General features: G+C 54.7%; 23 protein-coding genes. 9 read left to right on the top strand and 14 right to left on the bottom strand.

What is annotated here, in order from left to right:
- Window positions 1-13: 13 nt before the first annotated feature.
- Genes ABA45_RS15460 through ABA45_RS15470 form a run of 3 tightly spaced genes read right to left on the bottom strand, consistent with a single transcriptional unit; the run spans window position 14 to window position 2,373 of the window.
- Window positions 14-775 (bottom strand): TSUP family transporter, encoded by a 762-nt coding sequence (locus ABA45_RS15460; RefSeq protein WP_048387616.1) that lies wholly within the window; start codon window positions 773-775, stop codon window positions 14-16.
- Between the two features lie 8 nt (window positions 776-783).
- Window positions 784-1,599: an ABC transporter ATP-binding protein gene (locus ABA45_RS15465; RefSeq protein WP_048387618.1), complete on the bottom strand. Its 816-nt coding sequence runs from the start codon at window positions 1,597-1,599 to the stop codon at window positions 784-786.
- A gap of 21 nt (window positions 1,600-1,620) precedes the next feature.
- Complete coding sequence (locus ABA45_RS15470; RefSeq protein WP_014872547.1) at window positions 1,621-2,373, bottom strand: GntR family transcriptional regulator; 753 nt, start codon at window positions 2,371-2,373, stop codon at window positions 1,621-1,623.
- A 454-nt stretch (window positions 2,374-2,827) separates the two neighbouring features.
- On the opposite strand from ABA45_RS15470, the gene sstT reads away from it, so the two are divergent.
- Together sstT and ABA45_RS15480 are read left to right on the top strand one after the other, a co-directional pair.
- Window positions 2,828-4,054 carry a serine/threonine transporter SstT gene (sstT, locus tag ABA45_RS15475; protein ID WP_048387621.1) on the top strand — a complete coding sequence of 409 codons (1,227 nt, stop codon included), beginning with the start codon at window positions 2,828-2,830 and terminating at the stop codon, window positions 4,052-4,054.
- A gap of 48 nt (window positions 4,055-4,102) precedes the next feature.
- On the top strand, window positions 4,103-4,639 hold the full coding sequence (locus ABA45_RS15480) for a shikimate kinase (protein ID WP_048387623.1): 537 nt from the start codon (window positions 4,103-4,105) through the stop codon (window positions 4,637-4,639).
- Window positions 4,640-4,649: 10 nt separating this feature from the next.
- Here ABA45_RS15480 and ABA45_RS15485 read toward each other — a convergent pair whose 3' ends face one another.
- The 6 genes from ABA45_RS15485 to ABA45_RS19110 form a co-directional block, all read right to left on the bottom strand.
- Entirely contained in the window at window positions 4,650-5,279 is a 630-nt protein-coding gene (locus tag ABA45_RS15485; protein ID WP_048387626.1) for a hypothetical protein, read from the bottom strand.
- An 83-nt stretch (window positions 5,280-5,362) separates the two neighbouring features.
- Window positions 5,363-7,057, bottom strand: a complete 1,695-nt coding sequence (locus ABA45_RS15490) for a methyl-accepting chemotaxis protein (RefSeq protein WP_048387627.1) — start codon at window positions 7,055-7,057, stop codon at window positions 5,363-5,365.
- A gap of 164 nt (window positions 7,058-7,221) precedes the next feature.
- Complete coding sequence (locus ABA45_RS15495) at window positions 7,222-7,650, bottom strand: PAS domain-containing protein (protein ID WP_048387629.1); 429 nt, start codon at window positions 7,648-7,650, stop codon at window positions 7,222-7,224.
- 89 nt (window positions 7,651-7,739) lie between these two features.
- Window positions 7,740-8,945, bottom strand: a complete 1,206-nt coding sequence (chrA, locus tag ABA45_RS15500) for a chromate efflux transporter (protein WP_048387631.1) — start codon at window positions 8,943-8,945, stop codon at window positions 7,740-7,742.
- Between the two features lie 62 nt (window positions 8,946-9,007).
- Window positions 9,008-10,567: an FAD-binding domain-containing protein gene (locus ABA45_RS15505; protein ID WP_048387634.1), complete on the bottom strand. Its 1,560-nt coding sequence runs from the start codon at window positions 10,565-10,567 to the stop codon at window positions 9,008-9,010.
- 113 nt (window positions 10,568-10,680) lie between these two features.
- Complete coding sequence (locus tag ABA45_RS19110; RefSeq protein ID WP_007349376.1) at window positions 10,681-10,836, bottom strand: hypothetical protein; 156 nt, start codon at window positions 10,834-10,836, stop codon at window positions 10,681-10,683.
- A 203-nt stretch (window positions 10,837-11,039) separates the two neighbouring features.
- Between ABA45_RS19110 and ABA45_RS15510 the strand changes: the two genes are divergently transcribed.
- Both ABA45_RS15510 and ABA45_RS15515 read left to right on the top strand, forming a co-directional pair.
- Window positions 11,040-12,242: a M24 family metallopeptidase gene (locus ABA45_RS15510; protein WP_048387636.1), complete on the top strand. Its 1,203-nt coding sequence runs from the start codon at window positions 11,040-11,042 to the stop codon at window positions 12,240-12,242.
- 152 nt (window positions 12,243-12,394) lie between these two features.
- Window positions 12,395-12,652 carry a YdcH family protein gene (locus ABA45_RS15515; RefSeq protein WP_048387638.1) on the top strand — a complete coding sequence of 86 codons (258 nt, stop codon included), beginning with the start codon at window positions 12,395-12,397 and terminating at the stop codon, window positions 12,650-12,652.
- Between the two features lie 97 nt (window positions 12,653-12,749).
- Here the strand turns inward: ABA45_RS15515 and ABA45_RS15520 are convergent, their stop codons facing one another.
- Window positions 12,750-13,988, bottom strand: a complete 1,239-nt coding sequence (locus ABA45_RS15520; protein ID WP_048387640.1) for a multidrug effflux MFS transporter — start codon at window positions 13,986-13,988, stop codon at window positions 12,750-12,752.
- Window positions 13,989-14,271: 283 nt separating this feature from the next.
- Between ABA45_RS15520 and ABA45_RS15525 the strand changes: the two genes are divergently transcribed.
- From ABA45_RS15525 to astE, 5 genes are all read left to right on the top strand, one after another.
- Window positions 14,272-15,045: an ABC transporter ATP-binding protein gene (locus tag ABA45_RS15525; protein ID WP_007349373.1), complete on the top strand. Its 774-nt coding sequence runs from the start codon at window positions 14,272-14,274 to the stop codon at window positions 15,043-15,045.
- Window positions 15,046-15,172: 127 nt separating this feature from the next.
- Window positions 15,173-15,922: a transporter substrate-binding domain-containing protein gene (locus tag ABA45_RS15530; protein WP_048387642.1), complete on the top strand. Its 750-nt coding sequence runs from the start codon at window positions 15,173-15,175 to the stop codon at window positions 15,920-15,922.
- 51 nt (window positions 15,923-15,973) lie between these two features.
- The gene (locus ABA45_RS15535) at window positions 15,974-16,678 is read left to right on the top strand and encodes an ABC transporter permease (protein WP_014872561.1); all 705 of its coding nucleotides are present in this window, start codon (window positions 15,974-15,976) and stop codon (window positions 16,676-16,678) included.
- A gap of 3 nt (window positions 16,679-16,681) precedes the next feature.
- Window positions 16,682-17,404 (top strand): ABC transporter permease, encoded by a 723-nt coding sequence (locus tag ABA45_RS15540; RefSeq protein ID WP_048387644.1) that lies wholly within the window; start codon window positions 16,682-16,684, stop codon window positions 17,402-17,404.
- Between the two features lie 27 nt (window positions 17,405-17,431).
- On the top strand, window positions 17,432-18,487 hold the full coding sequence (gene astE / locus ABA45_RS15545; protein WP_048387646.1) for a succinylglutamate desuccinylase: 1,056 nt from the start codon (window positions 17,432-17,434) through the stop codon (window positions 18,485-18,487).
- Between the two features lie 37 nt (window positions 18,488-18,524).
- On the opposite strand, the gene ABA45_RS15550 is transcribed toward astE, so the two are convergent.
- The 4 genes from ABA45_RS15550 to astD all read right to left on the bottom strand — a co-directional run bounded on the left by ABA45_RS15550 (window position 18,525) and on the right by astD (window position 25,650).
- A complete protein-coding gene (locus ABA45_RS15550) occupies window positions 18,525-21,512 on the bottom strand; it encodes an efflux RND transporter permease subunit (RefSeq protein ID WP_048389158.1) in 2,988 nt (995 codons plus the stop codon).
- Window positions 21,513-21,561: 49 nt separating this feature from the next.
- On the bottom strand, window positions 21,562-22,758 hold the full coding sequence (locus tag ABA45_RS15555) for an efflux RND transporter periplasmic adaptor subunit (RefSeq protein ID WP_227506054.1): 1,197 nt from the start codon (window positions 22,756-22,758) through the stop codon (window positions 21,562-21,564).
- Window positions 22,759-22,766: 8 nt separating this feature from the next.
- Window positions 22,767-24,110: an N-succinylarginine dihydrolase gene (gene astB / locus ABA45_RS15560; protein ID WP_048387649.1), complete on the bottom strand. Its 1,344-nt coding sequence runs from the start codon at window positions 24,108-24,110 to the stop codon at window positions 22,767-22,769.
- A 64-nt stretch (window positions 24,111-24,174) separates the two neighbouring features.
- A complete protein-coding gene (astD, locus tag ABA45_RS15565) occupies window positions 24,175-25,650 on the bottom strand; it encodes a succinylglutamate-semialdehyde dehydrogenase (RefSeq protein ID WP_048387651.1) in 1,476 nt (491 codons plus the stop codon).
- Window positions 25,651-25,665 lie beyond the last annotated feature (15 nt).

The raw sequence follows: 25,665 nt of genomic DNA on the forward strand, positions 1-25,665 counted from the left end.
CTGTCCTTGAATGTCAGAAATCAGCGTTTATAATTTTCAGACCCAGCACCGCCAGCGTTGACAGCATCAGCAGGGTCGTTATCAGGTCAAAAAGCAGAGTCGGCAGCCGGTTAACCAGAAACTGCCCGACAACCAGGCCGCCGAACGTGGGGGCCAGGTAGAACACCACGCTGTCCAACACGTTCTGGGAAAGCCCACTCAGTAGCACCGAAATAATCAGCATGCCGCTGTAAGAGCCAACCATCAGAGCGAACACAGTTGCTCGCACCCGGTCTGGAGCATGCCCCCTGCTCCTCAGAAAAATCAGCGCCAAGGGTCCTGGCATGGCCAGGGTTGCACTCATTGCACCGGATCCCATGCCGTACATCAGGCCGGCCAGACTGCGTGAAGGTTGCGTTTCTTCCGGCGCAGTCGGTGCGGCGGATCGCATCAGTGCATTGACATACCGGACCAGGGAGTAGCCCAAGGCAACAAGCGCCGCCAGCCGGATACCAGTGATCGGCAAAACCAGCAGTAACCCGCTCCCCAGCAGCAAACCAATCCCACTGCCTGTGGCAAGCCCGGCCAGTTCTTTCGGCACAATATGACCGCGCACAAAGGGCGTAATAACACCCGCCAAAATCAGGGTCAGAGTGCCGGTGATCTGTATGGCATCCACCGGTTCGTGAAACACCAGCAACATTGGCGCGACAATCAGACCAAAACCCAGCCCTGTCGTGGTCTGCACCAGTGCACCCAGAAAACACACCATCAGAATCAACATTTCCATCGACATAGGCGGTCCTAAAACGTGCTCAGGGCTTCAGCACGGATGATTTCCATACAGTCACGTTTAATTTCCAAAAACTTGGCTTCAGATGAAATCATTTGCGTTCTCGGCCGGGGCAGCGGATTGGCGATGTCTTTCACGATTCGCCCCGGCGACGCGCTCATCAACAGAATGCGATCAGAAAGGAAGATCGCCTCGTCCACATCGTGAGTTACGAACACAACCGTGGTGCCAAACTCTTCCCACAGGCTCAGCAGGTTCTCCTGCATCATCAGACGGGTCTGGTAGTCCAGCGCGGCAAAAGGCTCGTCCATTAATAAAACTCTGGGAAAGGTTGCCAGCGCGCGGGCAATGCCTACCCGTTGTTGCATCCCGCCAGATAGCTGATCCGGATAGTGGTTCTCGTATTTTTGCAGCCCTACCATCTTCAGGAAGTGGTTGACTGTGCTGGAAGCCTCTATGTCTCCTGTGAACTTCGGGCCCAGCTCAATGTTCGCCCGAACTGTTTTCCATGGCAGCAAGGAGTGCTGCTGGAACACCATGCTGCGGTCCGCGCCTGGTTGCTCGATAGCGTTGCCGTCCAGCAGGGCCCGACCTTCTGTCGCTTTCACAAACCCGGCAATCACGTTTAACAGCGTGGATTTTCCGCATCCAGACGGCCCGAGTACGCAGACAAATTCGCCGGGGTGAATGGTCAGGCTGGTTTTGGAAAGGGCCACGGTCTGACCGACATCCGAGTTGTAGGTAACTTCCAGACCCTCTGTCCGGATCTCACCCTTGTCAGTCACTTTTCGGACCCCGGTTTTCTCGTTTTGCTGCGCTGTGTTCATGATCAATGGCCTGTCGCTGAATTAACCCAGATGGGCCCGGACGATTTCCATGCCGAAACGAAACCGGTCACCGCGGTAAAAAAGGTTTTCGTAAAGCAGAGGTTCACCTGAACGATCCAGAATCGTTCTCTCGATGTGCAGCGCTGCGCTGCCCGGCTCCATGTTGAGAAACCCGGCAAGCTCGCTGTCACAGATCATGGATTCCAGATTGACTCGGGCCGAACCGATGGCAATTCCGCATTCATTTTCAAGCACATCGAAAAGGTCCCGCTGCTCAAGATCGGCATTGCCAAATCCATCGCTGACATGGGTGGGTGCGTAGGTGATATCGAAGGCCAGAGGTTCACAGTTCAGGTATCGCAGCCGCTGAATCCGTGTGGCGCGCACACCGTTAGCAAGCTTTAGACAGCTGGCCACGGTGTCTTTTGGAACCTCTGTGGTGATTGAAATAAGCTTGGAAAAAGCAGCCTGTCCAATGCTGGCGGCGCTCTCACCAAAGCCTTTCAGTGTTGACACGTCAAACTGGGCTTTCGCTAACGATACAAAGGTGCCTTTACCGTTGATCTTGAAAATCAGGCCATCCCGCTGAAGCTGGCTTAGTGCCTGCCGGACGGTGATGCGGCTGACCGAAAAAGCCTCGATCATTTGCCGCTCACTGGGCAGCTTCTGGTGCGGAACGTAAGTACCGTCCAGAATTTTCCGCCGGATACTTTCCTTCACTTGCTGGAAAAGCGGCATCGGTACAACGTTTACATCGCTTAGTTGATTTTCCATACCTGTTTCGTTGCAACCTATTATGACCAGTTACATTAGGTTGTGCATGGGTTATGCCAGGCTGTAAAAACTCATATTTTTCAGTTTTATATGGATTTTCGCAATGTAGGCTTTGCTTAAAAAATGCACTCATCCGAGCCAGAAATCAGGGGGAAGCACCTTTTGCGTGCGTCTTTCACCGTCAGACGCCGTTGAGCCGGAGAACCTGTACTATTAGCGGACCAGAAGAAATGAGCATGTCAGTATTTCAGCCCTGGGGAACCGCAATCTGATAGGCCAAATCAAAAACCGTCCTCAGGCGTAGGACCAGACTCTCAACATGTATCTTAACTTTGCGTTGCCATAGCCCTGCCAGATGTCTACTGTGGCGGCGACCCGTTGGCCGGCTTGATCATTTTCCCCAATCGCCAATCAAATCACTGTCCGTTTTTCAAAACCATACCCTGAGGTTTTCATGTTTTCTGGATTGAGCTCTGTTTTCCGATCAGTGATGCGGCTGAGTCTTGTTTCTCAGATTGCCATCGGCATTGCAGCCGGTGTACTGCTGGTCATTATATCGCCAGAAGTTGCGGGCTCTTTTGCGCTTCTCGGTCAGCTGTTTGTCTCGGCCTTAAAAGCCGTGGCGCCTGTATTAGTTTTTGTGCTGGTGGCTGCAGCCATCTCAGGGCATAAACAAGGGCAGCCCACCCATATCCGCGGGGTATTGGTTCTTTACATCACAGGAACGCTTGCGGCAGCCGTGGTTGCAGTGACGGCCAGTTTTCTGATGCCCACAGAGCTAACACTTGACCTGACTGGCGTGACTGGCAACCCGCCTTCGGGTGTTGGCGAAATTCTGACAAATTTGTTACTCAGCGCTGTCGCCAATCCTGTAACCGCAATGATGGAAGCCAACTTCATCGCCATACTGGCTTGGGCGATTGGTCTTGGTTTTATGTTGCGTAACGCCAGCGAGGCCACGCGCCAGGGTCTTAACGACCTTTCTGACGCTGTCTCCGGAATTGTTCGTGGCGTTATCCGCCTTGCGCCTCTGGGCATTTTCGGGCTTGTTGCTAATACGCTGGCAGAGGCGGGCGTGGGTGCTTTGCTGGAGTATGGCCAGCTGCTTGGGGTTATTGTCGGCTGCATGGTGTTTGTGGCGCTGGTAACGAATCCGCTACTGGTGTTCTGGCAGATTCGCAGCAACCCTTACCCGCTGGTGTTCGAATGTTTGCGCGGCAGCGCTATCACCGCTTTTTTCACCCGCAGCTCGGCTGCTAACATACCCGTTAATCTTGCGCTGTGTGAGCGCATGAAGCTGGATCCAGACACCTACGCAATTTCTATCCCACTGGGCGCAACCATCAACATGGCCGGCGCCGCTGTCACCATTTCGGTGATTACTCTGGCTACGGCGAATACCCTTGGCATTCCCGTTGATTTTCCCACCGCACTGATTCTTTGCGTGGTCTCGGCCCTGGCGGCTTGCGGTGTTTCCGGCGTCGCCGGCGGCTCGTTGCTTTTAATTCCTCTGGCAACCAGTCTTTTTGGCGTGCCCATTGAAGTTGCCATGCAGGTGGTCGCTATTGGCTTCGTGATCAGCGTGGTGCAAGATTCCACTGAAACAGCCCTTAACTCTTCCACCGACGTGCTGTTCACTGCGGCAGCCTGTCGACGGGCAGAAGCCCGGCAAAAAGGATGAGTTTTGAAGATTGAAGGTTAAGCGGTCTCGCAAATCAGGGTGTACGACATGCTAGAAAAGTCCCAGAACCTCATCTTTGTTGGTATGCCCGGCAGCGGTAAAAGCACGGTGGGTGTGCTGGTTGCCAAGAGACTCGGACTGGGCTTTATCGACACCGATTTATTGATACAGCAAGAAACTGGCCGTACGCTTCAGCACATTGTTGACCAGGATGGATACGTTGCCTTGCGCAAGGCAGAGGAACAGGTGCTGTTGAACTTGAATGCGCAACAGCACGTCATCAGCACCGGTGGCAGCGCCGTCTATAGTGACGCAGCCATGAGGCATCTCAAGACCGGAGGCACCGTTGTCTTCCTCGATATCTCTCTGGATACCGTGTTTGCGCGGATTGGTGATTTCAGCCTCAGGGGTATTTCAAAGAAGCCTGACCAATCGCTTTTAGAGCTTTATGAGGAGCGGTCCGCCCTGTATTCCCGCTATGCTGATCTGACGATTCGGGGCGATGTCCTGAACCACGAGCAGGTTTGCGACGCTTTGATAGACGGCCTGAGCAGCATTAAAAACCCGGCGGCACCAAACAGTTAAGTCGCTGGCGTCACGGCACCATGTCATCTGGATCGACTAATCCCAGTTCGAGCCCGACCGTGTAAAAACCGGTAACCGAAAATTCACTGATTTCACTGGACGTGTGGGCAACCGTAATACCTTGACACAGCTGCGAGCACGCGGCCTTGGTCACTTCCTGCAACAACGCAAAATCACGGAAGTAGTCTTTTAGTGGGTTTTCGCCCAGAGCTTTACGTTTTTGATTCTTCCTGTCGATGCGATCCTCGATTGCCCTTTCCAAACGCTCCATTACTCCTGGCCGGCTATGGTTTAACACAGCAACTAGCTGGGAATATTTAACCTCCAGAATCACATTGTCTCGGTCAGCATTGGGCGAGTGGTACTCAGCGATCTCCTCGTCTAGACAGACAAGGCCGCGGGACAAACCAAATCTGGCCGCAACCAAAGGTGTAATTGCAGAGATACCCCGCTCTTCCAGCGGGTCACCTTGTGTGATGAGAAGCTTTGGCTTTTGTACCTGATTTTGGCCCCAGTACGACATAAGTCGCTCTGAGACCTCAGCTGCCACAAGCGCAGGATCCCGTGGGTCGTAGCCACCCATTCCCTCGATCACAACAGGATGATACTGGCCGAGTAATAACAGTAAGTTTTGTGTCAACGTTATTCATCCCCACTACACAGCGCTACCAATGTCATTTGCCAAGCACTTAATTTTTAACTCACGCTCACCATCATTCCCACTCACACGCGGTAACGGCTGACCTGGTCTGACATATCTGCCGCCAGCGCCTTGAGCCGTTGTGTGGCCGCCCCAGCCCTACGAGTTCCTTGGGCGGTTTGCTCTGTTATAGCAACGATCTCGTGAACATTCTGATTGATGGTCTCGGAGACGCTGGTTTGCTCCTCGGCAGCACTGGCAATCTGGATGTTCATCTCGTTGATGGTACCAACAGCCAGATTAATTCTCTTCAGCGCTTCATTTACTTGACGGGTTTCCACGACGGTCGCTTCACTCCGTTCACTGATTGCACCAATCAGCTTCACAGCATTGCTTGCGCCGGTTTGCAGCCGTTCAATCGTCTCTTGAATTTCCTGGGTACTCTTTTGAGTCCGGCTTGCCAATGTGCGAACTTCATCTGCGACCACCGCAAAGCCTCGACCAGCTTCGCCGGCGCGCGCAGCCTCTATGGCCGCATTCAGGGCCAGCAGGTTGGTCTGATCGGCAATCGCACGAATCACTTCTAAAACACTGTCGACTTTCCGGGAGTCCACACCCAGTCTTTCAATCACCTTAACGCCTTCCGCAACCTGCTCCGATAAACCGCCGATTACCTCGATGGTCTGATGTACCAAGCCCTGGGCATCCACTACCTGAACGTTGGCACGGTCCGCAGCATCAGAAGCTTCGCTGGCGTTATTAGCCACTTCCTGTGCTGCCGCTGTCATCTCGTTCATGGCGGTTGCCACCTGATCACTCTCGGATTTTTGACGCTCCACGCCCTGCGTTGACTCCTCCATTACCTGACTCAGTTCTGCAGAGGCTTCGTTCAAAGTACCCGTGGATGAGAGAACCTGCTCAACCAGTCCGTGCACCTGATCCGCAAAGCTGTTAAATGCGATTGCCAACTGACTCAACTCATCTTTACCGTCTATGTCCAGTCGACGGGTCAAGTCGCCGTCGCCGCTGGCGATATCGTTCATTGCAGATACTGCGGATTTCAATGGGCGGATAATGCTACGGACAACAACCAGGGCAAAAAGCCCAATAATAACCAGCGCAATCAGTGAGGTCGTCACTGAACCAATGACAGCGTTATCCAATGCATCCCCGACTTTGCTGTCCATGGCAGCGACCTGTTCTTCCAGACCGTCTACCCAGAACCCTGTACCAATCATGATATTCCACTGCGGTAGCATCTCTGCGTAACCCAGTTTCGGGGCCACTTTGCCTGTGGCTTCGTTCTGCCACCCATAAGAAACGTAGCCACCGCCGTCAGAAGCCACTTTTACCAGTTCGCGGATCAGGTAAATCCCATTAGGATCCTGAAAGTTCCAGAGATTCTTGCCTTCGAGCGCCGGTTTCACGCCATGCATGACACTTACGCCACTGGTGTCGTAGGCGAAAATGTAACCCGGACTTCCGGAGTCATTAAATCTCAGCTGACGCAGTATTTCCCATGCTTTCTGACGCACATCAGGATCTTTAGCAGAACCAGGCTGGTTATAAAGATGGGCAATTGAAGTACGCGCAAGCTCAATATAGTTTTTCAGCTCCTGGCGCTTGCTTAGCTCCATGTCGGAGGAAAAACCCGCCACTGCGCTGTCGCCAATACCCTTGGCCTGATTCAAGTTATACGTGGTCAGAAACGCCGTAAGTACGATTACAGGCAAGAGTGCGAGCAACAGCACACGCGTCTGAATGGTCAGATTTTTCATCGCTGGTAGGTCTTTTGTGTGTGTCAGGGAATGGGCGGAAATTTTCGCCCGCGTCATTGAGGGGCAATAGTACCGGTTATCCCCTAGATTATCAGTGGGGACACTTCGCGTTTTGTCTATAAAGTGTAAAGAGGCAAAATGGAACACGTCAAACCAAGGCATGACTAGCTTTCAGTCGGCTCTACCACCACAATAATGCGCCTGACCATGCCCTTATTGATTCTTACCGGCAGATAACGTGCATTCAGCCAAACACCCTGCCCGCTTGCATCAAGATTCAGAAAACGCCCGTTCTGTGCAACGCCAATAACCAGACTTCGCCAGAACACGATGTATTCTTCGCTACGGGTATAGGCTTTCTCGCACAGCACACGGTGATGCTTCCCGGTTAACTCTTCAGCCTTGTATCCCAGCAGCGCAAGAAATGCGTCGCTTACCCGGTCAATCAGGCCATCCGGGGTAAGCACCAGAACGGCCGAGGATTCTTTAATGGCCTCGAAATCCGCCTCCAGCTCGATAATCCGCTTTTCGGCAACCTCAAGCTTGTCGAGAGCGGCCTGCAGTGCTTGTTTTTTCTTACCAAAAAATGCCATCAAATAGCCTCTTCATGCAAAAGGAGAGCTTTGGAAAACCGGCGCAGCTGGCGATGTGTGTTAAACCATGCGTGTTAAACGATTTGCCATCATATGGTGATGAGAATGCCGCCGCTTGCCAACACAATCACCACTACCCACGCCGGTAATTTCCATACGCTTAAAAGGAGAAAGCCGGTCAGTGCCAACGCAAATTCGTAGGCGCCCAGAATGGCGCTGGTCCACACCGGCTGATAAAGCGCTGCCGCCAAAATGCCTACCACGGCTGCATTGGCACCACTCATCAATGCCCGCGCGCTGCCCCAACGCCGAAACCGATTCCAGTGAGGCAACACCGCCAGCAGTAACAGCATTCCGGGCAAAAAGATCATAAATAGCGCCAGGGCAGCTCCGAACAGGCTACCTCCGAGCGGTGTCATCACTGCGCCAAGATAGGAGGCAAAGGTGAACAAAGGCCCGGGCACGGCCTGAGCGGCACCATAGCCTGCCAGAAATTCGTTCGCCCCAACCCAACCGGATTGCACCACCTCGGCTTCCAGTAAGGGCAACACCACGTGACCACCGCCAAACACCAGGGCGCCAGCGCGATAAAAGGCATCCATAACCGCCACAGTGGCTGAAGGGGTAACCCAAGCCAGTAACGGCAGGCCGACCAGCAAAACAACGAAGATGAGCCCCGCCAAGAAGCCGACACGGGCAGAAACCGGTAACAGCAACTCGGGTGAGTCGTTGTCAGCCTGAACCCGGCACAGCACCATGCCCGCTAAGGCGCCAATTACGATGGCCGTGACTTGGCCCAACGAGCCGTTGAACAACACCACAGTGAACACCGCTGCCAGAGCGATGCCCGCGCGCTGGCGGTCAGGGCATAAATTGCGCGCCATTCCCCATACCGCATGAGCGACTATCGCCACCGCTGTCACTTTCAAGCCGTGAATGATGCCTTGGCTTACGGGGCCATCAAGCATCCCGGCACCCAAAGCGAACAGCACCAATACAATGGCTGAAGGCAGCATGAAAGCTGCCCAGGCTGCAGCTGCACCCCAAGGGCCGGCTCGCATCAGGCCCAGTGCGAAACCTACCTGACTGCTGGCTGGTCCGGGTAAAAACTGACACAAGGCGACAAGGTCGGCGTAAGCCTGCTCGGAAAGCCAGCGACGGCGTTCTACAAACTCCGTACGAAAGTAGCCAAGATGGGCAATAGGACCGCCAAAGGACGTCAGGCCCAGTAGTAGAAATGCGCTAAAAACCTCTCTGATGCGCTCTCTATTGTATCGGGGCAGGTTTGTTTTCATAAATCCCTCTCAGTTGCGGCCAGCCGACCACTTTCTCCCTATTCAGAACAGTCACTGCTGATTCAGAACAGTGACTGCTGAAAATCCTGCTTGTGTTCGCTCGACTTCTCCACGAACGCTCTGTGGCGGTCTGAATCGCTTCGTCGCAAATCGCTCACCCTGTCTTTGGCTTTTTTTGCCGTTGTCCGATGATCCACAATGGCTTCCGGGTAAGGCATATAACCGAGAATTTCGGCGTTTTTTGACAGCCTGAACGCCGTCTTAGACAAGTCATGAAGTTCACTGCCGGGCACATCCGCAAGTTCCGGAACCCACTTGTGGATAAAATGCCCGTCAAGATCATGGTCCCTGCCCTGTTTTACCGGGTCATAAACCATAAGCTCGTTGAATTCTGTGGTGCCCGCTATAATCTGATGAATAACATGATGAATGCCCGGCTCGTAATCCAGAAACTCGGTGGCCAGATATTCCGCCACTTTGGTGGTGGGTATCCACAGATTCATAGTAGCGAATGAGACCAGGGTTGCCCGCAGACGCATGTTAATCCAACCGGTTTGGTTGAGGAACCTCATCGCCGCATCAACATAGGGGAACCCGGTCAGCCCCTGTTTCCAAGCAATGAAGTGTTGTTCAGATTGTCCTAAAAAAGGCGTTAAAGAATGCGTTAAAGAACGCCCTTCCCAGTAATCTGCCTCGCGGACACCGTTAAACTGTGCAAGCATGCACTCAAATTCCAGCTCGGGGCGGGTTTCAAATGTTTGCATATACTGCCGGCGCCAGCTCAACCTATCTAGATAGAAACGCGCGTTTTCCTGAAACTTACTGAACTGGTCAGCGTTCATCCGGCTGTGTGCGTCGGTTACTACTCGATCCACAGCCTGGAATATCTCTCTGTCTGAGACAATACCGTATGCCAGATACGTTGATATCCGCGAACAGCCCTGCCAAGCCGTATTCGGGCTGGATATCTGAAACGGGTATTGCTTTAAATACGGAACGGTGAAGAATCGATTTAAATTTTTGATGGCCTGTGACCGCCCGCCCTTCTGCCTCAGCGGTTTGTCTGTTCCAGCCGCTTTTGGTATTCCCTTCGGATCACAAGACGGAAACGGCAGGGGCGCGAATCGCTCGGCTAGGTCGGTGCCAATAGGGTCACGAAGTTTGAATGACACAGAGCCGGCAAAATAAGGAGGGAATAACTCGGGCTTTTGCGACCCTCTGGCAATCCCGTTTTGCGCGAGCTCCAGCAGTTCAACGCCATGGTCGGCACACCAGGCAGCAACCGCTTTGTCTCGCTGGAACTGGCTGTTTTGAGTGGTTTCCTGATGGGTCCATATCTTGGTTAGAGGCTGCACGCGGTGGATGCGATCAAGAACATCCACCGTTTCGCCAACAACCTGAAGGAGCTTGCCTCCAATCGACTGAAAATCACGATCAAGCTCTTCAAGAGTTTCCTGAATGAATAACTGGTGCTGCCTTGAAACGTCTGGCTGCTGAATCAGCTCAGGCTCGTGACAGTAGAGGGGAAGCACTTGCCCCTTCTTGCGGAAGGCTCGCATGCTTTCAAAAAAAGGCTCTGAGTCCTGAAGCCTCAGGTTGCGTTTAAGCCAGAATATCTGCACCCATCAATTCCCGTAAGGCGTTATTCTGCTGATCAGAGGCAGGTCAGAAAATGAATCTGTCTCGCCTCTGAAACGAAGGACGTTGAAACGAAGGACTTTCGTAAAACAGCCAGTCAGGCAGCCTTGCGAAAATCCTCCATCCTTGTTGTTTTGTCACGGCTGCGGCGGTATTTACTTTTGTTCTCCACTACCCGCATCTGGTACTTCGGGGTTCTGAGTTCGCGTTGAACCGCGCTGTGTTTTGTCGGCTGTGCTTTCTTTTTCGCCATCGTTATTTCTCCATTGGCGGCTTCTGGTTGAATGACCTAATCATAACACCCTCCGGTTGTTGCGCGGCATATGGGTTATTACGATGAGTCTGTTACGAAGTCAGTTTAATTGCCATAGCAATCCAAATCCCTTTTTTCTTGCAAACTGAACATGAATGCACGACTAATGAGGGCCTTCTTCCGCAACGGCGAGAGATCATTTTATGGATTACCTTACCTACCGCGAAAAACTGCAAAGCCACTTCCCCGAGCCCGTACTGGCGTTCAAGCCAGACGAATACGAGGCAAGGCTCGCCTCTGTTCGTCAGAGAATGGCCGAAGCCCAACTTGACCTGTTACTACTGACCGAAGCCAGCGAACTGTGTTATCTGACCGGATACACGACCTTCGAGGTCTCGGTCCAGTGCGTGCTGCTAGTCGCGTTCGATAGAACCGTGCTGTTCGTGCCGGCCATTGAGATGGGCCCTGCCGTGTATCTGAGCCGGGTGGACGACGTTATTGGCTATCCATGGCAGGCGCCCGAAACAGTGGCAAGCGATCTGGCTGCTCAGGTGAGCCGCACGGCGGGAAGCACAACACCGCGAATCGGCTTTAACCCCTGGGCGGGCTCTTTTCGGCCGGGACTGCTTTCGGCACTCAAGAACACGTTAGACGCCGCCACATTTATCGATTTCGGCGCACTGATCGATCGGGTTCGACTGGTTAAATCGTCCGCCGAACTGGCGTATCTTGCCGAAAGCGCCGCCATTACCAACGCCGGTCTAAACGCAGCAACAGCGGTAATAAAAGCGGGTGTGGTCGACCATGAAATTGCCCGGGCTGGAGCCAGCTCCATGCTGGGGGCCGGCAGCGAATTCATGAGCATGCAACCGATTGTAACGACTGGCGCGCGCAGCGGCATCATTCATACCAATCATGCGGGTTACGAGGTTGTACGCGGAGATGTGGTGTTCACTGAATTCGGTGCGGTTCGCAAACGCTACACCGCGCCTATGATGCGTACCGCCGTCGTTGGCGAAGCTTCCGCCGAAATTCGTGAATTTCATGCGGTCTGTCTTGAAGTTCTGGCAGCAGTGATGTCGGCCGCGCGCGCCGGGTCAACCTTCGCCTCGGCAGCCCGTGCAGGCGAGCTCGCGCTAGCGCCAATCGTCGACCGTGCGTTTTTCTCTGGCGTATTTGGCTACCCGGTCGGTGCGTCGTTTCCGCCATCGTGGGTCGCCGGCTCCATGTTTATAACCACAGACAACCCGGCAATTCTGGAGCAAGACATGGTGTTTCATCTGCCAATCTGCCTGCGCAAACCGGGCGAGTTTGGCGTCGGTTTCAGCGAAACGGTCCGCATTACAGCCACCGGGGCCGAACGCATCACTAAAAACACGCTGTCTCTCAGGGAAGTCTTCCTGTAGCGGCAACACTGACTTCCGATTTCTGCCTTCGTGCCGGTTTCTGCCTTCGTAACAGTACCTTGGAGTGTTCTTGACCGGCATCAATCAGCGCATCCTCAGAGCGCCTACACTAAACTTAAGTAAACAACTCAACACATCACAAGAGTCTCTCAATGCCCATTGAAAAACACGACCTTATCCATGAATTTCCGGAATCTAAAGATACGATCCATAAGCTAAAAATGTCTGACCAGCACTTCGCTAAACTGTTTGAGGAGTACCACAATTTACAGCACGAAGTGCATCGCATTGAAACCGAAGTAGAAACAACATCAGATGAATATCTGGAAACTCAAAAGAAAAAGAGGTTGAGCCTTAAGGATCAACTCTCCGCGATCATCAAGGATTATGAAGCCTCTATCACAAGCTAATCCTCACGCGGCTTGATATAGAACTGAGCCTGCCCAGCAGCATTATCGACCTTTTGATCAGGCCCCCAGTTCTGCGGTAATCGTGGTCGAGCTGCCGTTAGTTTGGGGCTGCGGGCCTGGGTAGCACAGCGGCATTGGCAGCAGCTTCGTTTTTTGCAACCTCGCGGCGAACAGCTCGCGGCGCACCGAACGCCAGTATGGCCGCAAGCATTGAGCACACCGCCATCACAATCACTACGTTCAACAAAGACTCCTTCACCACCGTGGTGGAAAATGCACTGATGGCGCCGGCCAGGGTGAATTGAGTAGCGCCCAGCATCGCCGCAGCCGTGCCACCCAGGTGCGGAAAAAACTCCAGAGCATTCGCCATATTGTTGGGAATAATAGAACCCATAAAGCCTACGGCCGTCACAATGCAGCCAGCAGTGACCCACCAGGGAGCCCCAACCCAAGCCAGCGCCACTAACACCAGCAACGCGATGAACTGCAACAATACCGATACTCGCAGAATCGACACCGCCTCGAAGTGCCTTAACAAATATCGGTTAACTATGTTGAGGCTGGCCATTAACACAATATTGGCGGCAAACAGCGCAGAAAACAGGGTGTTGGAGAGGCCAAACCATTCCTGATAAATAAACGATGCGTGGGTTATAAACACCAGCATAGCGCTGAAACACAGTGCTTGTATGGCAACAAAACGCATGGTCACCCAGTGTCTCAGCACCAGACTGTAGTTTGTGACCAGAGTAGATACCGGGGTTTTTACCCGCTCTTTGGCTGGCAAATGGCGAAATAGGCGCAACTTCAGCACAACGGCTAAAAACACCGCGTAGCCCGTCAGCATCAGGAATATCGCCGGCCAGTCGGCCAATGCCAACAAAATCACCCCGAGAGTAGGCGCAGCTGCCGGCGCTATAAACATAACCAGGCCAATCAGACCAAACAGCCGAGCTGCGTCTTTACCGTGAAACTGGTCGCGCACAATAGCCGGCACAGACACCGCGCAAAACGCGCCGCCCATGCCCTGCACCAACCGCCAGCCCAGCATTTCGTTCAGGCTGCTCGCTTGTGCAACCATGGCTGCGGCAACGGCGAACACAAATAGGCCGCCGAGCAAAATAATTTGGCGACCGTAGCGGTCAGACAGCGGCCCGCCCACCAGTTGCGAAAGCCCCAGAGCCCCTACATAAACGCTCAGGGTAAGTCCTATATCGGTATGGTCAACGTTCAAATCCGCGGCAATCTGCGGGAACGCGGGCAGATAAGCATCCAAAGCCAGGGGCCCGAGTGCCACCGTCATTCCCAGTAAAATTGCCAATTGCAGTTGCGACACGCACATTTGCCTTTTCAGTAGCGCCAGTCCTTAAGCGGACTGGTCAGTATTTTCGGTAAAGAACGGGCCCTGAATACAGAGCACGGTTTGACAAACTATCAAGCATTCAAGGGGCGCACAGCCGAAAATTGTAGCATGCTCGCAAAAGCACGTTATTTCGAAACCAGAACGTGTCTTTTAAAGTGTTTGCATTAAGGCAAACCAGACCGTATAAAAAGTGTTGATTTACACTGGCGCAGTCCGTAAAACAGACGCCTTTGATGTGTAGCCTCAGGAGCCAACAATGGCGGACCAAGCGCCCTTGATCTGTAAGGATATTTGCAAAACCTTCGACAAGCTTGATGTGCTAAAAGGCATTTCGCTGGAAACTCAAAAAGGCGATGTTGTATCGCTGATTGGCAGTTCAGGTTCCGGAAAAAGCACCTTTTTGCGCTGTATTAACCTGCTGGAAACGCCCACTTCCGGCGAAATTATTGTGCAAGGCGACCCCATCCGCTTTGCGCAGAATCGCAAAGGCGAGCGCATTCCTGCCAACAACCACCAGGTAGAACTAATACGCGCGAAACTGTCGATGGTTTTCCAGGGTTTTAATCTTTGGTCGCACATGACCGTCCTGGAAAACATTATTGAAGCGCCCATCCACGTGCTGAAGGTACCCAAAAAGGAGGCCATCGAGCGCGCCGAAAGCTATTTGCACAAGGTCGGCATTTACGAGCGCAAGGACTATTATCCGGCGCAGATGTCAGGTGGCCAGCAACAAAGAGCCGCGATTGCACGAGCTCTGGCGATGGAACCGGACGTCATGCTGTTTGACGAACCTACCTCAGCGCTAGACCCGGAACTGGTGGGCGAAGTGTTGCGGGTTATGCAAAGCTTGGCTGAAGAAGGCCGCACTATGATTGTGGTGACCCACGAAATGGCCTTCGCCAAAGACGTTTCAACCAAGGTGCTTTTCCTGCATCAGGGCGTCATTGAAGAACAGGGCTCACCGACGAAGGTATTCGACAACCCGGAATCTGAGCGGATGCAGCAATTTCTGGCTCCCAAGTTCGGATAACCGATGTTATCGTGTTTTTCGTATTTCATTTTGTGTATCGTGTTTTTGAACAACTTTTCTGACATTCGCGTTCTATGCGGCATAGTGATAAAAAAGCCATTAAAGGCAAACAACTGGAGAGAGATTTATGAAAAAAATTCTAATTGCCGCTGGCTGCGCACTGGTCATGCTGACAGGTTCGGCACAGGCCGAAGACAGCATTCGCATTGCTTTTGATGTGCCCTACGAACCGTTCGAATACAAAGATGAAAATGGCGAACTCACCGGCTTTGAAGTCGAACTGGCTGAAGCCATGTGCGCAGAAATGGACGCCAAGTGCGAGTTTGTCATCCAAGCCTGGGACGGCATGATTCCTGGCCTGCTGGCGCGCAAGTTTGACGCCATCATGTCCTCCATGTCGGTCACCCCGGAACGCGCCGAGCGCGTACTGTTCTCCAAACCTTACTACAACACACCGGGCGGCTGGTTTGCCGCGGAAGGGTTTGATATCGACGTAACCGACATGATCGCCATGAAAGACAAGTCCGTAGGCGTGCAACGCGGCACCACCATGGATACATTTGTCACTGAAAACATGACCGGCGTTGTAAACATCAAGCGTTACAACACTGCCGACGACATGGTTCTGGATCTGGAAGGCCAGCGCCTGGACGTGGTATTTGTAGACTATCCGGTGGGCGAACAGACCATCAAAAACAAAGAAGGTTTTATTGAAATCGGAGAGTCAGTAAAGCTGGGTGAAGGCGTAGGCGTCGCAATGCGCAAGCGCGATACAGACCTGGCCGAGCGTGTCAACAAAGCGCTGGACATCCTCAAAGAAAACGGCACTTACGACGCCATCATGAAGAAGTACTTTGCTTACGACATCAAGGTTTAATCATGCCTTCGGGGTGGCCGTTCTGGCCACTCCGGATTACCGGAATATTTCATGCTTGATCTGAAAGGTTACGGCCCGGAACTGCTGAGCGGGGCTTTTGTGACAATGGAGCTAGCGTTCCTGTCGCTGGCCGTATCGCTAATCTTAGGCTTGGTTGGAGCCTCTGCCAAGCTGTCAAACAACCGACCATTGCGCGCAATAGCGACGACCTACACTACCTGCATTCGCGGCGTCCCAGACATAGTAATGATGATGTTGTTCTATTACGGCGGCCAGCTAGCGGTGAACAGCCTGTCTGATGTGTTGTGGGAAGCTTACGAAATCGACTTCTTTTTTCAATTCGACCCTTTTATTTCCGGCGTAGTCACCATCGGTCTTATTTTTGGCGCCTATATGACCGAAACCTTCCGCGGTGCCTTTTTAGCGGTAGACACCGGCCAGATAGAAGCTGCCCGGGCTTATGGATTTTCACGCTGGCATACCTTTCGACGTATTATATTTCCGCAAATGCTGCGCCATGCCCTACCTGGCATTGGCAACAACTGGCAGGTATTGCTGAAAACTACCGCGTTGGTATCCATTATCGGCCTGACCGATATGGTGAGAGTGGCTGAAGAAGCTGCCAAAGCCGAGCGCATGCCGTTCCACTTTTTCATCCCCGTGGCCTTTGTTTATCTGTCGCTAACAGCGGTTTCCGAGCTGTTCATCAAGTGGCTGGACATTCGCGCCAATGTTGGCGTGGTGCAGAGGAGCTGATTTATGCCAGACATTATCAGCCAGTGGCTGAACCAGAACGATATTTTCACCGTCATGACTCTGCTGGAATACTGGAATGGCTTGGTAACCACCGTGCACCTGGTATTTTTATCGCTGTTGATCGGCCTTGTCATTGCATTACCCCTGGCCATTCTGCGCACCGTGCGCAACCCGTTTGTGTCTGGCCCGATCTGGGTGTTCACCTATCTGTTTCGCGGCACGCCGCTGCTGATTCAGCTGTACATCATTTACTACGGCATTGCCCAGATTCCCGGTATTCAGGAAACCTTCTGGTGGAATATTTTCCGTGAGCCTTTTTACCCCGCCCTGCTGGCGTTTACCCTCAACACAGCCGCCTACACCACCGAAATTATCCGCGGTGCCATTATCGCCACGCCGATGGGTGAAATTGAAGCTGCCAAAGCCTACGGCATGAGTTGGATGCTGCGTATGCGCCGCATTATTCTGCCCAACGCGGCGCGCCGTGCGGTTCAAGCCTACTCGAACGAAGTGATTTTTATGCTGCACGCCAGCGCTATTGCCAGCGTGGTTACGATGGTGGATTTGACCGGCGCCGCGCGCAATATATACGCACGCACCTACGCACCCTTTGACGCATTCATATTCGTCGCGCTGATTTACCTGATGCTCACTTTTATACTGGTGTTTGTGTTCCGCAAACTGGAAAACCACCTGCTACGCCATCAGCGCCCGGTGAACTCCTGACGAGGAATTCCTGATAAAGAGCAATCAATGACCGCCAGCAGCGCATTTTTTAACAGCAAACAAGACTGGCTAAGCCACACCTTGGAAAACGCCAGCAAAGCCCTTCCCCAATGCCGCCATAGATTGCCGGGAGGGGGAGAACTGGTACAACTGGGCACCGGCATTTTACAGGTTAGCCCGCCAGTAGACTGCCAAAACACCCATCAAGACGCGATGATGATTTCTGCCGGTGTTCACGGCAATGAAACCGCGCCCATCGAAGTGCTGAACCAGCTAGTGAACGAACTGCGCAGTGGCGCCTTACAGCCTGCCTGCCCCGCCTTGCTGATACTGGGCAACCCTCAGGCCATGGTAACGGGGCAGCGCTTTATTGACGCCAACCTGAACCGACTGTTCAGCGGCGCACACCGGCGTGACGAAGTCCGTCAAACACCGGAAGCCGAGCGCGCGCAGCAGCTGGAACAGCTGTGCCAAACCTTCGCCGAGCAAACGCAGGCACGGAGCCTGGCGTTGAGCCACTACGATCTGCACACCGCCATACGGTCTTCTCAAAGGGAGAAGTTCGCACTCTACGCGTTTGTGGCCGGCCGCCAGGTACCTGCTGAGCAGTGCGCCTTTTTACTGGAAGCGGATGTGCATACCCTGCTACTGCAACACAAAGCGGGCACCACCTTTGCTTCATTTTCGTCGTCCGCTCTGAAAGCCCAAAGCTTTACGGTAGAGCTGGGCCAGGTAAAGCCCTTCGGCCAGAACGATCTGAGCCGTTTTCAAGGTATTCATAACGCACTGAAACGGCGCCTGGCCGGATTACCAGCACCCGCTTCTGCTGCCACAGCAGGCGAGCCAGCAGAGATGGCGATATTTCAGGTGGTTCACGAAATTCTGAACAGCGGTGAGGATTTTCAGTTTCACGTGCCGGATGACGTGGCAAACTTCACCCAATACGCCCCGGGCACTGTCATTTGGGAAGACAGCCATCAACGCTACTGTGTAGGTGAGAGGCCAGAAGCCATTGTGTTTCCAAACCGCGACGTGCCCATTGGCCAGCGTGTGGGATTGCTGGTGTCCCGACTGGCCGTTTGAACGTTCCATGAATTCAAACAGCCAGCCGGAAAACGGATCAGGCCGGTAAGTTGTCCGGTTCGGCTACCGGCACTTTGATCAGCAGCGAGCAAACCGCAGGGATCATCAGCAGGGTCAGCACAGTAGACGCCAGCAGGCCGGAGATAATGGCCCAGGCCATGGGCGGCCATAGCGTAGAGCTGCTGAACGCCAGCGGCAGCAAACCCGCCACGGTCGTAGCGGTGGTCAGCAGAATGGGCCGGGTGCGTTGTTCTACGGCCTTGCGCACGGCGTTAAAAATGTCGTGGCCGTTATCCAGCTCCCTATCCATCACATCCAGCAGCACAATGGCGTTATTCACCACAATACCCACCAGAGCAATCACCCCCAACAATGACTGAAAACCAAAAGGCGAACCGCTCAGCACCAGCCCCGGAAATATGCCCACGGTAGCCAACGGCACGGTCAGCAGAATAATCCCCACCCGGCGGAAAGAATTAAACTGCAACAGCAGAAAGAATAACAACAGCAGAATACCGATGGGCGCAGCCTTTAGCAGCGCGCCGTTAGCGTCGCCCGAACCTTCGGCATCACCGCCCAGCTCCAGCCGCGTACCCGGCGGCAAAGGGTCCGATTCCAACGCACGATTCATGCCATCTAAAGCCTGGCTAAAGCTGAACCCGGTGACCAGGTTCGCCGCTACCGTATTGATTGCCACACCATTGCGGGAATACATCACCGCCGCTTCCCAACGGGTGTCTACCGAGGCCAACGCCGCCAGCGGTATGGCGTCACCCTGGCTGTTGTAGATGTTCACCGACAGCAACCGTTCGAGCGAAATAGCCGTGCCCTCGCGGGAACGCAACACCAGCGGAATGGGGTCGTCTTCCTGGCGATAGGTTTCCGCCGCTATGCCAAAACTCTGGCCGTAAAGGCTGTTCGCTACGTCGGCACGGGTCAGACCAAAGCGTGCAGCGGTGGCGTCATCCACGTTAATTTCGACGCCAGGCACGCCAATATCCAGGTCATGACGCAAGTCTACTGTGCCAATGGTCGCCCTTAAGGCACGAAAGACCTGCTCGGTGGCAAGGGCACGAGCTTCCGCGTTGGCGTTGTATATCCGCACCTCTACCGGTGCTGCCCGCGGCGGCCCCTGCGCCAGTGTGCCCACCACCACATCCAGCTCGGGCAGATGTTCGGCCACATAGGTGCGCACCCAGCGAATCATGTCGGTAGTATCGGCCAGGGTCGGCGTGCGTATCACCAGTCGGCCGCGGTTGGGCGCTTGGGGTGATCGCTGTAGATTGTAATAAAAACTGGGGCCGGCAAAACCGATAAAACGCTGTATATCCAGCGCCGCCGGCTGGCTGCGAATCGCGTGTTCCAGCTGGGCAGCCACCGCCGATGTCTGGGCTTGATCAGTACCCTCGGGCAGATACATTTCCACCACCACCCGCGGCCGGTCGGCGTTCGGAAAAAACTGTTGGGCCATAAACGGCGTCATGCCCAGGCTGGCAAACACCAATAACGAGCCCGCCAGCACCAAGCGTTTCGGATGGTAGAACACCAGACCGCCAAGAAAACGCGCAAGCCCGATCAACCGGTCTTCCTTCTCGCGACGACGGGCCTTCAGAAACCGCGCCGCCAGCAATGGCACCACAGATATAGCCAGCAGGTAGCTAACAGACAACGTCAGCATGATCATGATCGGCACGCCGCGGGTGAAGTCGGCAGCACCGCCTTTCGACAACAACATGGGCGTAAACGCCGCGACGGTGGTGCCGGTTGACGCACCCAAAGGCCCTGCCAGCTCACCCACCGCTTTGCGCAGGGCATCAAGCCGGTGCATGCCTTCATCCAGATGGCCCTGTATGTTCTCCACAATCACAATGGCGTTATCAATCAGAATGCCGAGGGAAATCACCATGCCGATAATGGCTACCTGGTGCAGCACGCCGCCGCCCATGTCATAAAGGCCAATGCTGATCAGCGCCACCATCGGGAGAATGGACGCCACCAGAAGCCCCATGCGTATGCCCATCCCAGTGAACACCACCGCTACAATAATCAGCACTGACAGCACCAGGCTCCACGCCAAGCCTATCAAGCGCTCTTGTACCTTGTCTGGCTGGAAAAACATCTCGTGAATCTGATAAGGCGCAAAATCACCCTGAATCTGTAGCAATCGCTCCCGCACCTGCTGGCCAAAGCGGATGGCATCGGTGGTGCCTTCTTCCATTATCAGCGACAGCGTTACCACCCGTTCGCCGTCATACCAGGTTTCCGGCTGGCGCGGTTCCACTGGCCCACGCCACACCTCCACCGCCGCCGCAAGCGGCACTTGGGAGCCGTCTGGAAGTTCAATGGGCGTGGCGCGTATGGCTTCAATGTCGGTAAATTGGCTGTTCGGCAGTATCGATAGGCGGCGGCCGTTTACTACTACAAAGCCGCCTGGCGTGGTCTGGTTGCGCTGTGCCAGGGTGTCCAACACTTGGGCCGGGGAGATGCCCAGGCGGAAGAGCGCAGAATCGTCTAGCGCCAGGGTTATCTGTTCGTCGCTGTCGCCGTCTAACTCAACGCGAGACAATCCGCTGATATCACCCAGATTCGTCTTTAACCTCTCGGCCACTGCGGTCAGCTCGGTAACAGAGGGCGACCCCGCCACTGCTAGCACAATCGCCGGAATATCAATCAAGCGGTCGTCTAGCGCCATCAATCCCACATCGTCAGGAAAATCCCGGCGAGCCCGGTCCATCGCCCGGCGCACACGGTCCCAAGCCGGATTGGTTTCATATATTGTGTCTTTCAGGCGCAAGCTCAGCAGCGCTACGCCGGTGCGAGCAATGCCCTGGCTGTAATCCAGCTCCTCCACTTGCCGCAATTCGTCGGTCAGCGGTTGCAGCACCAGGCGCTCTATATCCGCGGCGCTGGCACCGGGATAAACCACCGACACAAGGCCCGCTCGATAGGGAAACGATGGATCCTCCTGGCGCGGCATGGTGCTGAAAGCGGCAATGCCCAAAAGGCACAGCATCGTAACGACCATGCCCAGCAGGCGTTGAAAATTCAGCAAGCGGCGTGTGGTCAAGGTGTTGCTATCCTTCTACAGGCTGAGCGCGCACAGCTTGCGCCGCTTCAATCACGGTGTCGCCGTCAGCCAGTTTGGTCATGCCGGCGTACACCACCTGATCACCCGCCACCAAGCTTTCGGCTTCAATGGCCGCGCGCTCACCCAATATCCGCAAGACCGTGACTGGCGTGCGTCGGGCAACGCCATCACGCACAAGGAACACACTGGTGCTCGAGCTGGGGCCGGGTATGGAATTAGAGCTGGAGCTAGACAGAGAGCTGAAAGCGGAACTGGCTGCGGCGTTTACGTCACGTATCACCGCCAGCAGCGGCACGGTTAAGGCCACAGTGGTTTGCGGGGTTATGCCCACTTCTACCGGCATACCCGCATTAAGGGTGTTAGCTGGAAGGTTCACCAGCAGCGGTTGCAGCTCGCCACGAATGGCACCGGCCTGGGCGATTTCAATCACGCTGCCCTGCACCGGAGCCTGGCTGCGATCTTGCACCGACCACACCGGCAGGCTTGCGCCCAGGCTGACGTAGTCCAACAGGTACACTGGCACTCTTACTTCCACTTCCCGCCCTTTAGGTGAAGATATGCGCATCACCGGCTGACCGGCAGCAACAAATTCATTCTGCTCGACCAACAAGGCTTCAACCCGGCCGGAAAATGGCGCTTTCAGAGTATTTTCTTCCAGCATTTTGCTGGCTTCGGCCAAAGATGCCCGGGCGGTGGCAACGCTGGCCTTGAGCCCGTCGCGGCGGGCGGCGATCTGTTCCAGCGCCTGTTCCGACACCACGCCGCGTTCACGCAGGCTGCTGGCGCGCTGCCATTCACGTTGTGACTGTTGATAATTGGTGGTCAATTCGTCCAGGCGAGCGCTGGCAGAATCCCGTGCCGGTTCAAGGGCGGGGCTGTAAATCCGCGCCAACACGTCGCCAACCTCTACCGTTTGGCCCAACTCCACCCTACGTTCGGTAAGGGTTCCGCTGAGCTGAAAGGTCAGCGTTGCGCGCTGGCTGGCACGCACTATACCGGCAAAGCGCAGGGAGACCGCGCGAGCATCGCCGCCTTCAACCGCCGCGGTGCGAACATGCACAACTGCTGGGTCTGAAGCTGTCGCAGACGCAGGAGCGCCGCTATCTTCTGACGATTTTGAACACGCCACAGCCGTTAATGCCGCAACCACTAGCAACGCCGTACCCAAATAAGGTCGCACCATGGGTGGTTTTATCCCCGTTGAAAATCGTAAATCGACCCCAGGCTCAGAATGCCGGTGAGTTCGTCCAGCGCTTTTTGTACTTCCTGCAGCAACATCGGATCGGCCAGATCCTGTTGGCTGAGTCTGTCACGATAATGGGCTTCTACCCAGTGAGTCAAACGCTCGTATAAAACATTTGTTAGAATTACACCCTGATGCATCGCCGCCCGCTCTTCATCATTCAACACTACCCGCAAGCGCAGGCAAGCCGGCCCTCCGCCGTTACGCATTGACTGCTTTACATCAAACACTTCCACCGCGGTAATCGGGCCGCCGCTGGCCACCAGTTTGTCCAGATACTGGCTCACGCTGGCCACTTCCCTGCACTCACCCGGCACCGCCAGCAACATGCCGTTGTCGGTGTTGAGGAGCTGGCTGTTGAACAGGTAAGACGAAACCGCATCGGCCAGGGGCACCTCACTTCCGCTCACCCGCACCGCATGCAGCTCACATCCAGTCAGGCGCTCACGAATGTCATTGAGCGTCGAGTTTTCATTCAGAAACGCCATCTCGTGATAAAACAGGGTGTTGCCATTACCGACCGCAATCACGTCGTTGTGGAACACACCGGCGTCAATCGCAGCCGGATTCTGTTGGGCAAATACCACGCCTTCATCGCGCAAATTGTGCAACCGGGCAATGGCGTGTGACGCCTCAAAGGTCTGCCGCGCAGGGAAGCGCTTGGGCGCCTTCGCCTTATCATTCAACGCACGCTGGCCATACACGAATAGCTCCACCCCGGGAGCACCGTAATCGCTGCAAAGGCGGGTATGGTTGGCCGCGCCTTCGTCACCAAAATGGCTCACCGCTGGCAGCGCCGGGTGGTGGGAAAAATGGCTTTCGTCGCTGAATATGGCCTTTAAAGCACGGCCGGTGACCACATGCTCGATGGAGCGATGAAACTTGGCACCCAGGTTGGCCGGGGTAAAATGCACCCGCCGATCGCGGGTGTCAGCGCTGGGCGAAACCGTGGCCGCATTCGCGGTCCACATGGCCGCAGCGGAAGACACCGCCGCCAACAATTCCGGAGACTTTTTTAGCACCTGCGCCAGAACGTCTGCGTCGTTGCCGCTAAAACCCAAAGCACGCAAAGTCGGCAAGTGCGGACGTTCGTGGGGCGGCAACACACCTTGCACATAGCCCCGGTCAGCAAGCTGCTTCATTTTCGCCAGCCCCTGCAGGGCAGCCTCTTTGGGATTAGACAACGCACTGACGTTGGATTTCGATGCCACGTTGCCCCAGGACAACCCGGCATAGTTGTGGGTAGGCCCCACCAGCCCGTCAAAGTTGGCTTCTCGGGCATGATTTATCATTTTCAAGATTCCATAGCAGATGGCCCTGAGCGGGCCTTGAATAAACGTGGATGTGCTACCCGGATCAGTCGAAGTGAAGCCCCGGTGCCAGAATGCCTGGCAGCTCACTCGCGTTGGCTTCTAGCGACGCCATCGGCCAGGCGCAATAGTCCGCGGCGTAATAAGCGCTGGCGCGGTGGTTGCCACTGGCTCCAATGCCACCGAAGGGCGCTGCACTGCTGGCGCCGGTTAACGGCTTATTCCAATTCACAATGCCGGCTCGAGTTTCTTCCAGCAGGCGCTGGTACAGTTTTTTATTGTCCGTCAAAATACCCGCCGCCAAGCCAAAGCGAGTGTTATTGGCCAGTTCCAGGGCATCGTCAAAGTTGTTGTAACGATATACGGTCAGTAATGGCCCGAAGTGCTCGCCATCCTCTAATTCCAGACCGGTAGCGTCTATTATGCCCGGCGATAACAAACCGGTACTGGCTTTAAGCTGCTTCATTTCCAACAGTATTTTTGCGCCCTGTTTCACCATCTGTGCCTGCGCTGCCAGTAATTTCTCTGCCGCCGCGGGCGAGATTACAGCGCCCATAAAAGGCTGGGGTTCGGCGTCAAATTCAGCCACCGACAGCCGTTCGCTTACGTCCACCAAACGTTCAAGGAACAGATCGCCTTTGCTGCCTTTTGGAACCAGCAGGCGGCGGGCGCAGGTGCAACGCTGGCCGGCGGATATAAACGCCGAGTGAATGGTGTGGTGCACGGCGGCGTCTACGTCGCTTACATTCTGCACAATCAACGGATTGTTACCGCCCATTTCCAACGCCAGAATTTTCTCCGGCTGGCCGCCATGCTGTTCGTGCAAACGATGGCCCACGGCGGAGCTGCCGGTAAAGAACAGGCCATCCAGCCCCGAGTGCGCGGACAGTACTTTTCCAGTCGCAGCGGCGCCTTGCATAAGGTTGATCACACCGTCTGGCAGGCCTGCGTTTTGCCACAGGCGTACCGTGAGTTCAGCCACCGCCGGGGTCAGTTCGCTGGGTTTGAAAATCACCGTATTGCCCGCCAGCAAAGCGGGCACAATGTGGCCATTAGGCAGATGCCCGGGGAAGTTATAAGGGCCAAATACCGCGACCACACCGTGGGGGCGGTGGCGCAGCACCGCATGGCCAGCGGCTACCTCAGATTCACGGGTGCCAGTGCGCTCGTTGTAGGCCTGTTCTGAAATACCGATTTTACCGATCATCGCCGCAACTTCAGTGCGCGACTCCCACAGCGGCTTGCCGGTTTCCCTGCCTATTAATGTGGCTAAAACCTCTTTGTTGGCTTCAAGCAATTGCCCAAATGCCTTCACAATGGCAAGGCGCTCATCAAAGCGGGTGTTGCGCCATACACGAAAGCTTTTGCGGGCGGCGCGCACGGCTGCGTCTACGTCTTCTATACCAGCGGCGCTGCCGTTCCAAATCGTTTCGTTCGTTACCGGGTGCAGGGATTCAAATTTATCGCCGTGGCCGACGAGCCAAAGGCCATCAATTAGTAGTTCACCTGTCAGGTTGATCATGGTGGTGCGCCTCAC

The organism is Marinobacter psychrophilus, from assembly GCF_001043175.1.
In the GTDB taxonomy this organism is placed as follows: Bacteria; Pseudomonadota; Gammaproteobacteria; order Pseudomonadales; family Oleiphilaceae; genus Marinobacter; species Marinobacter psychrophilus.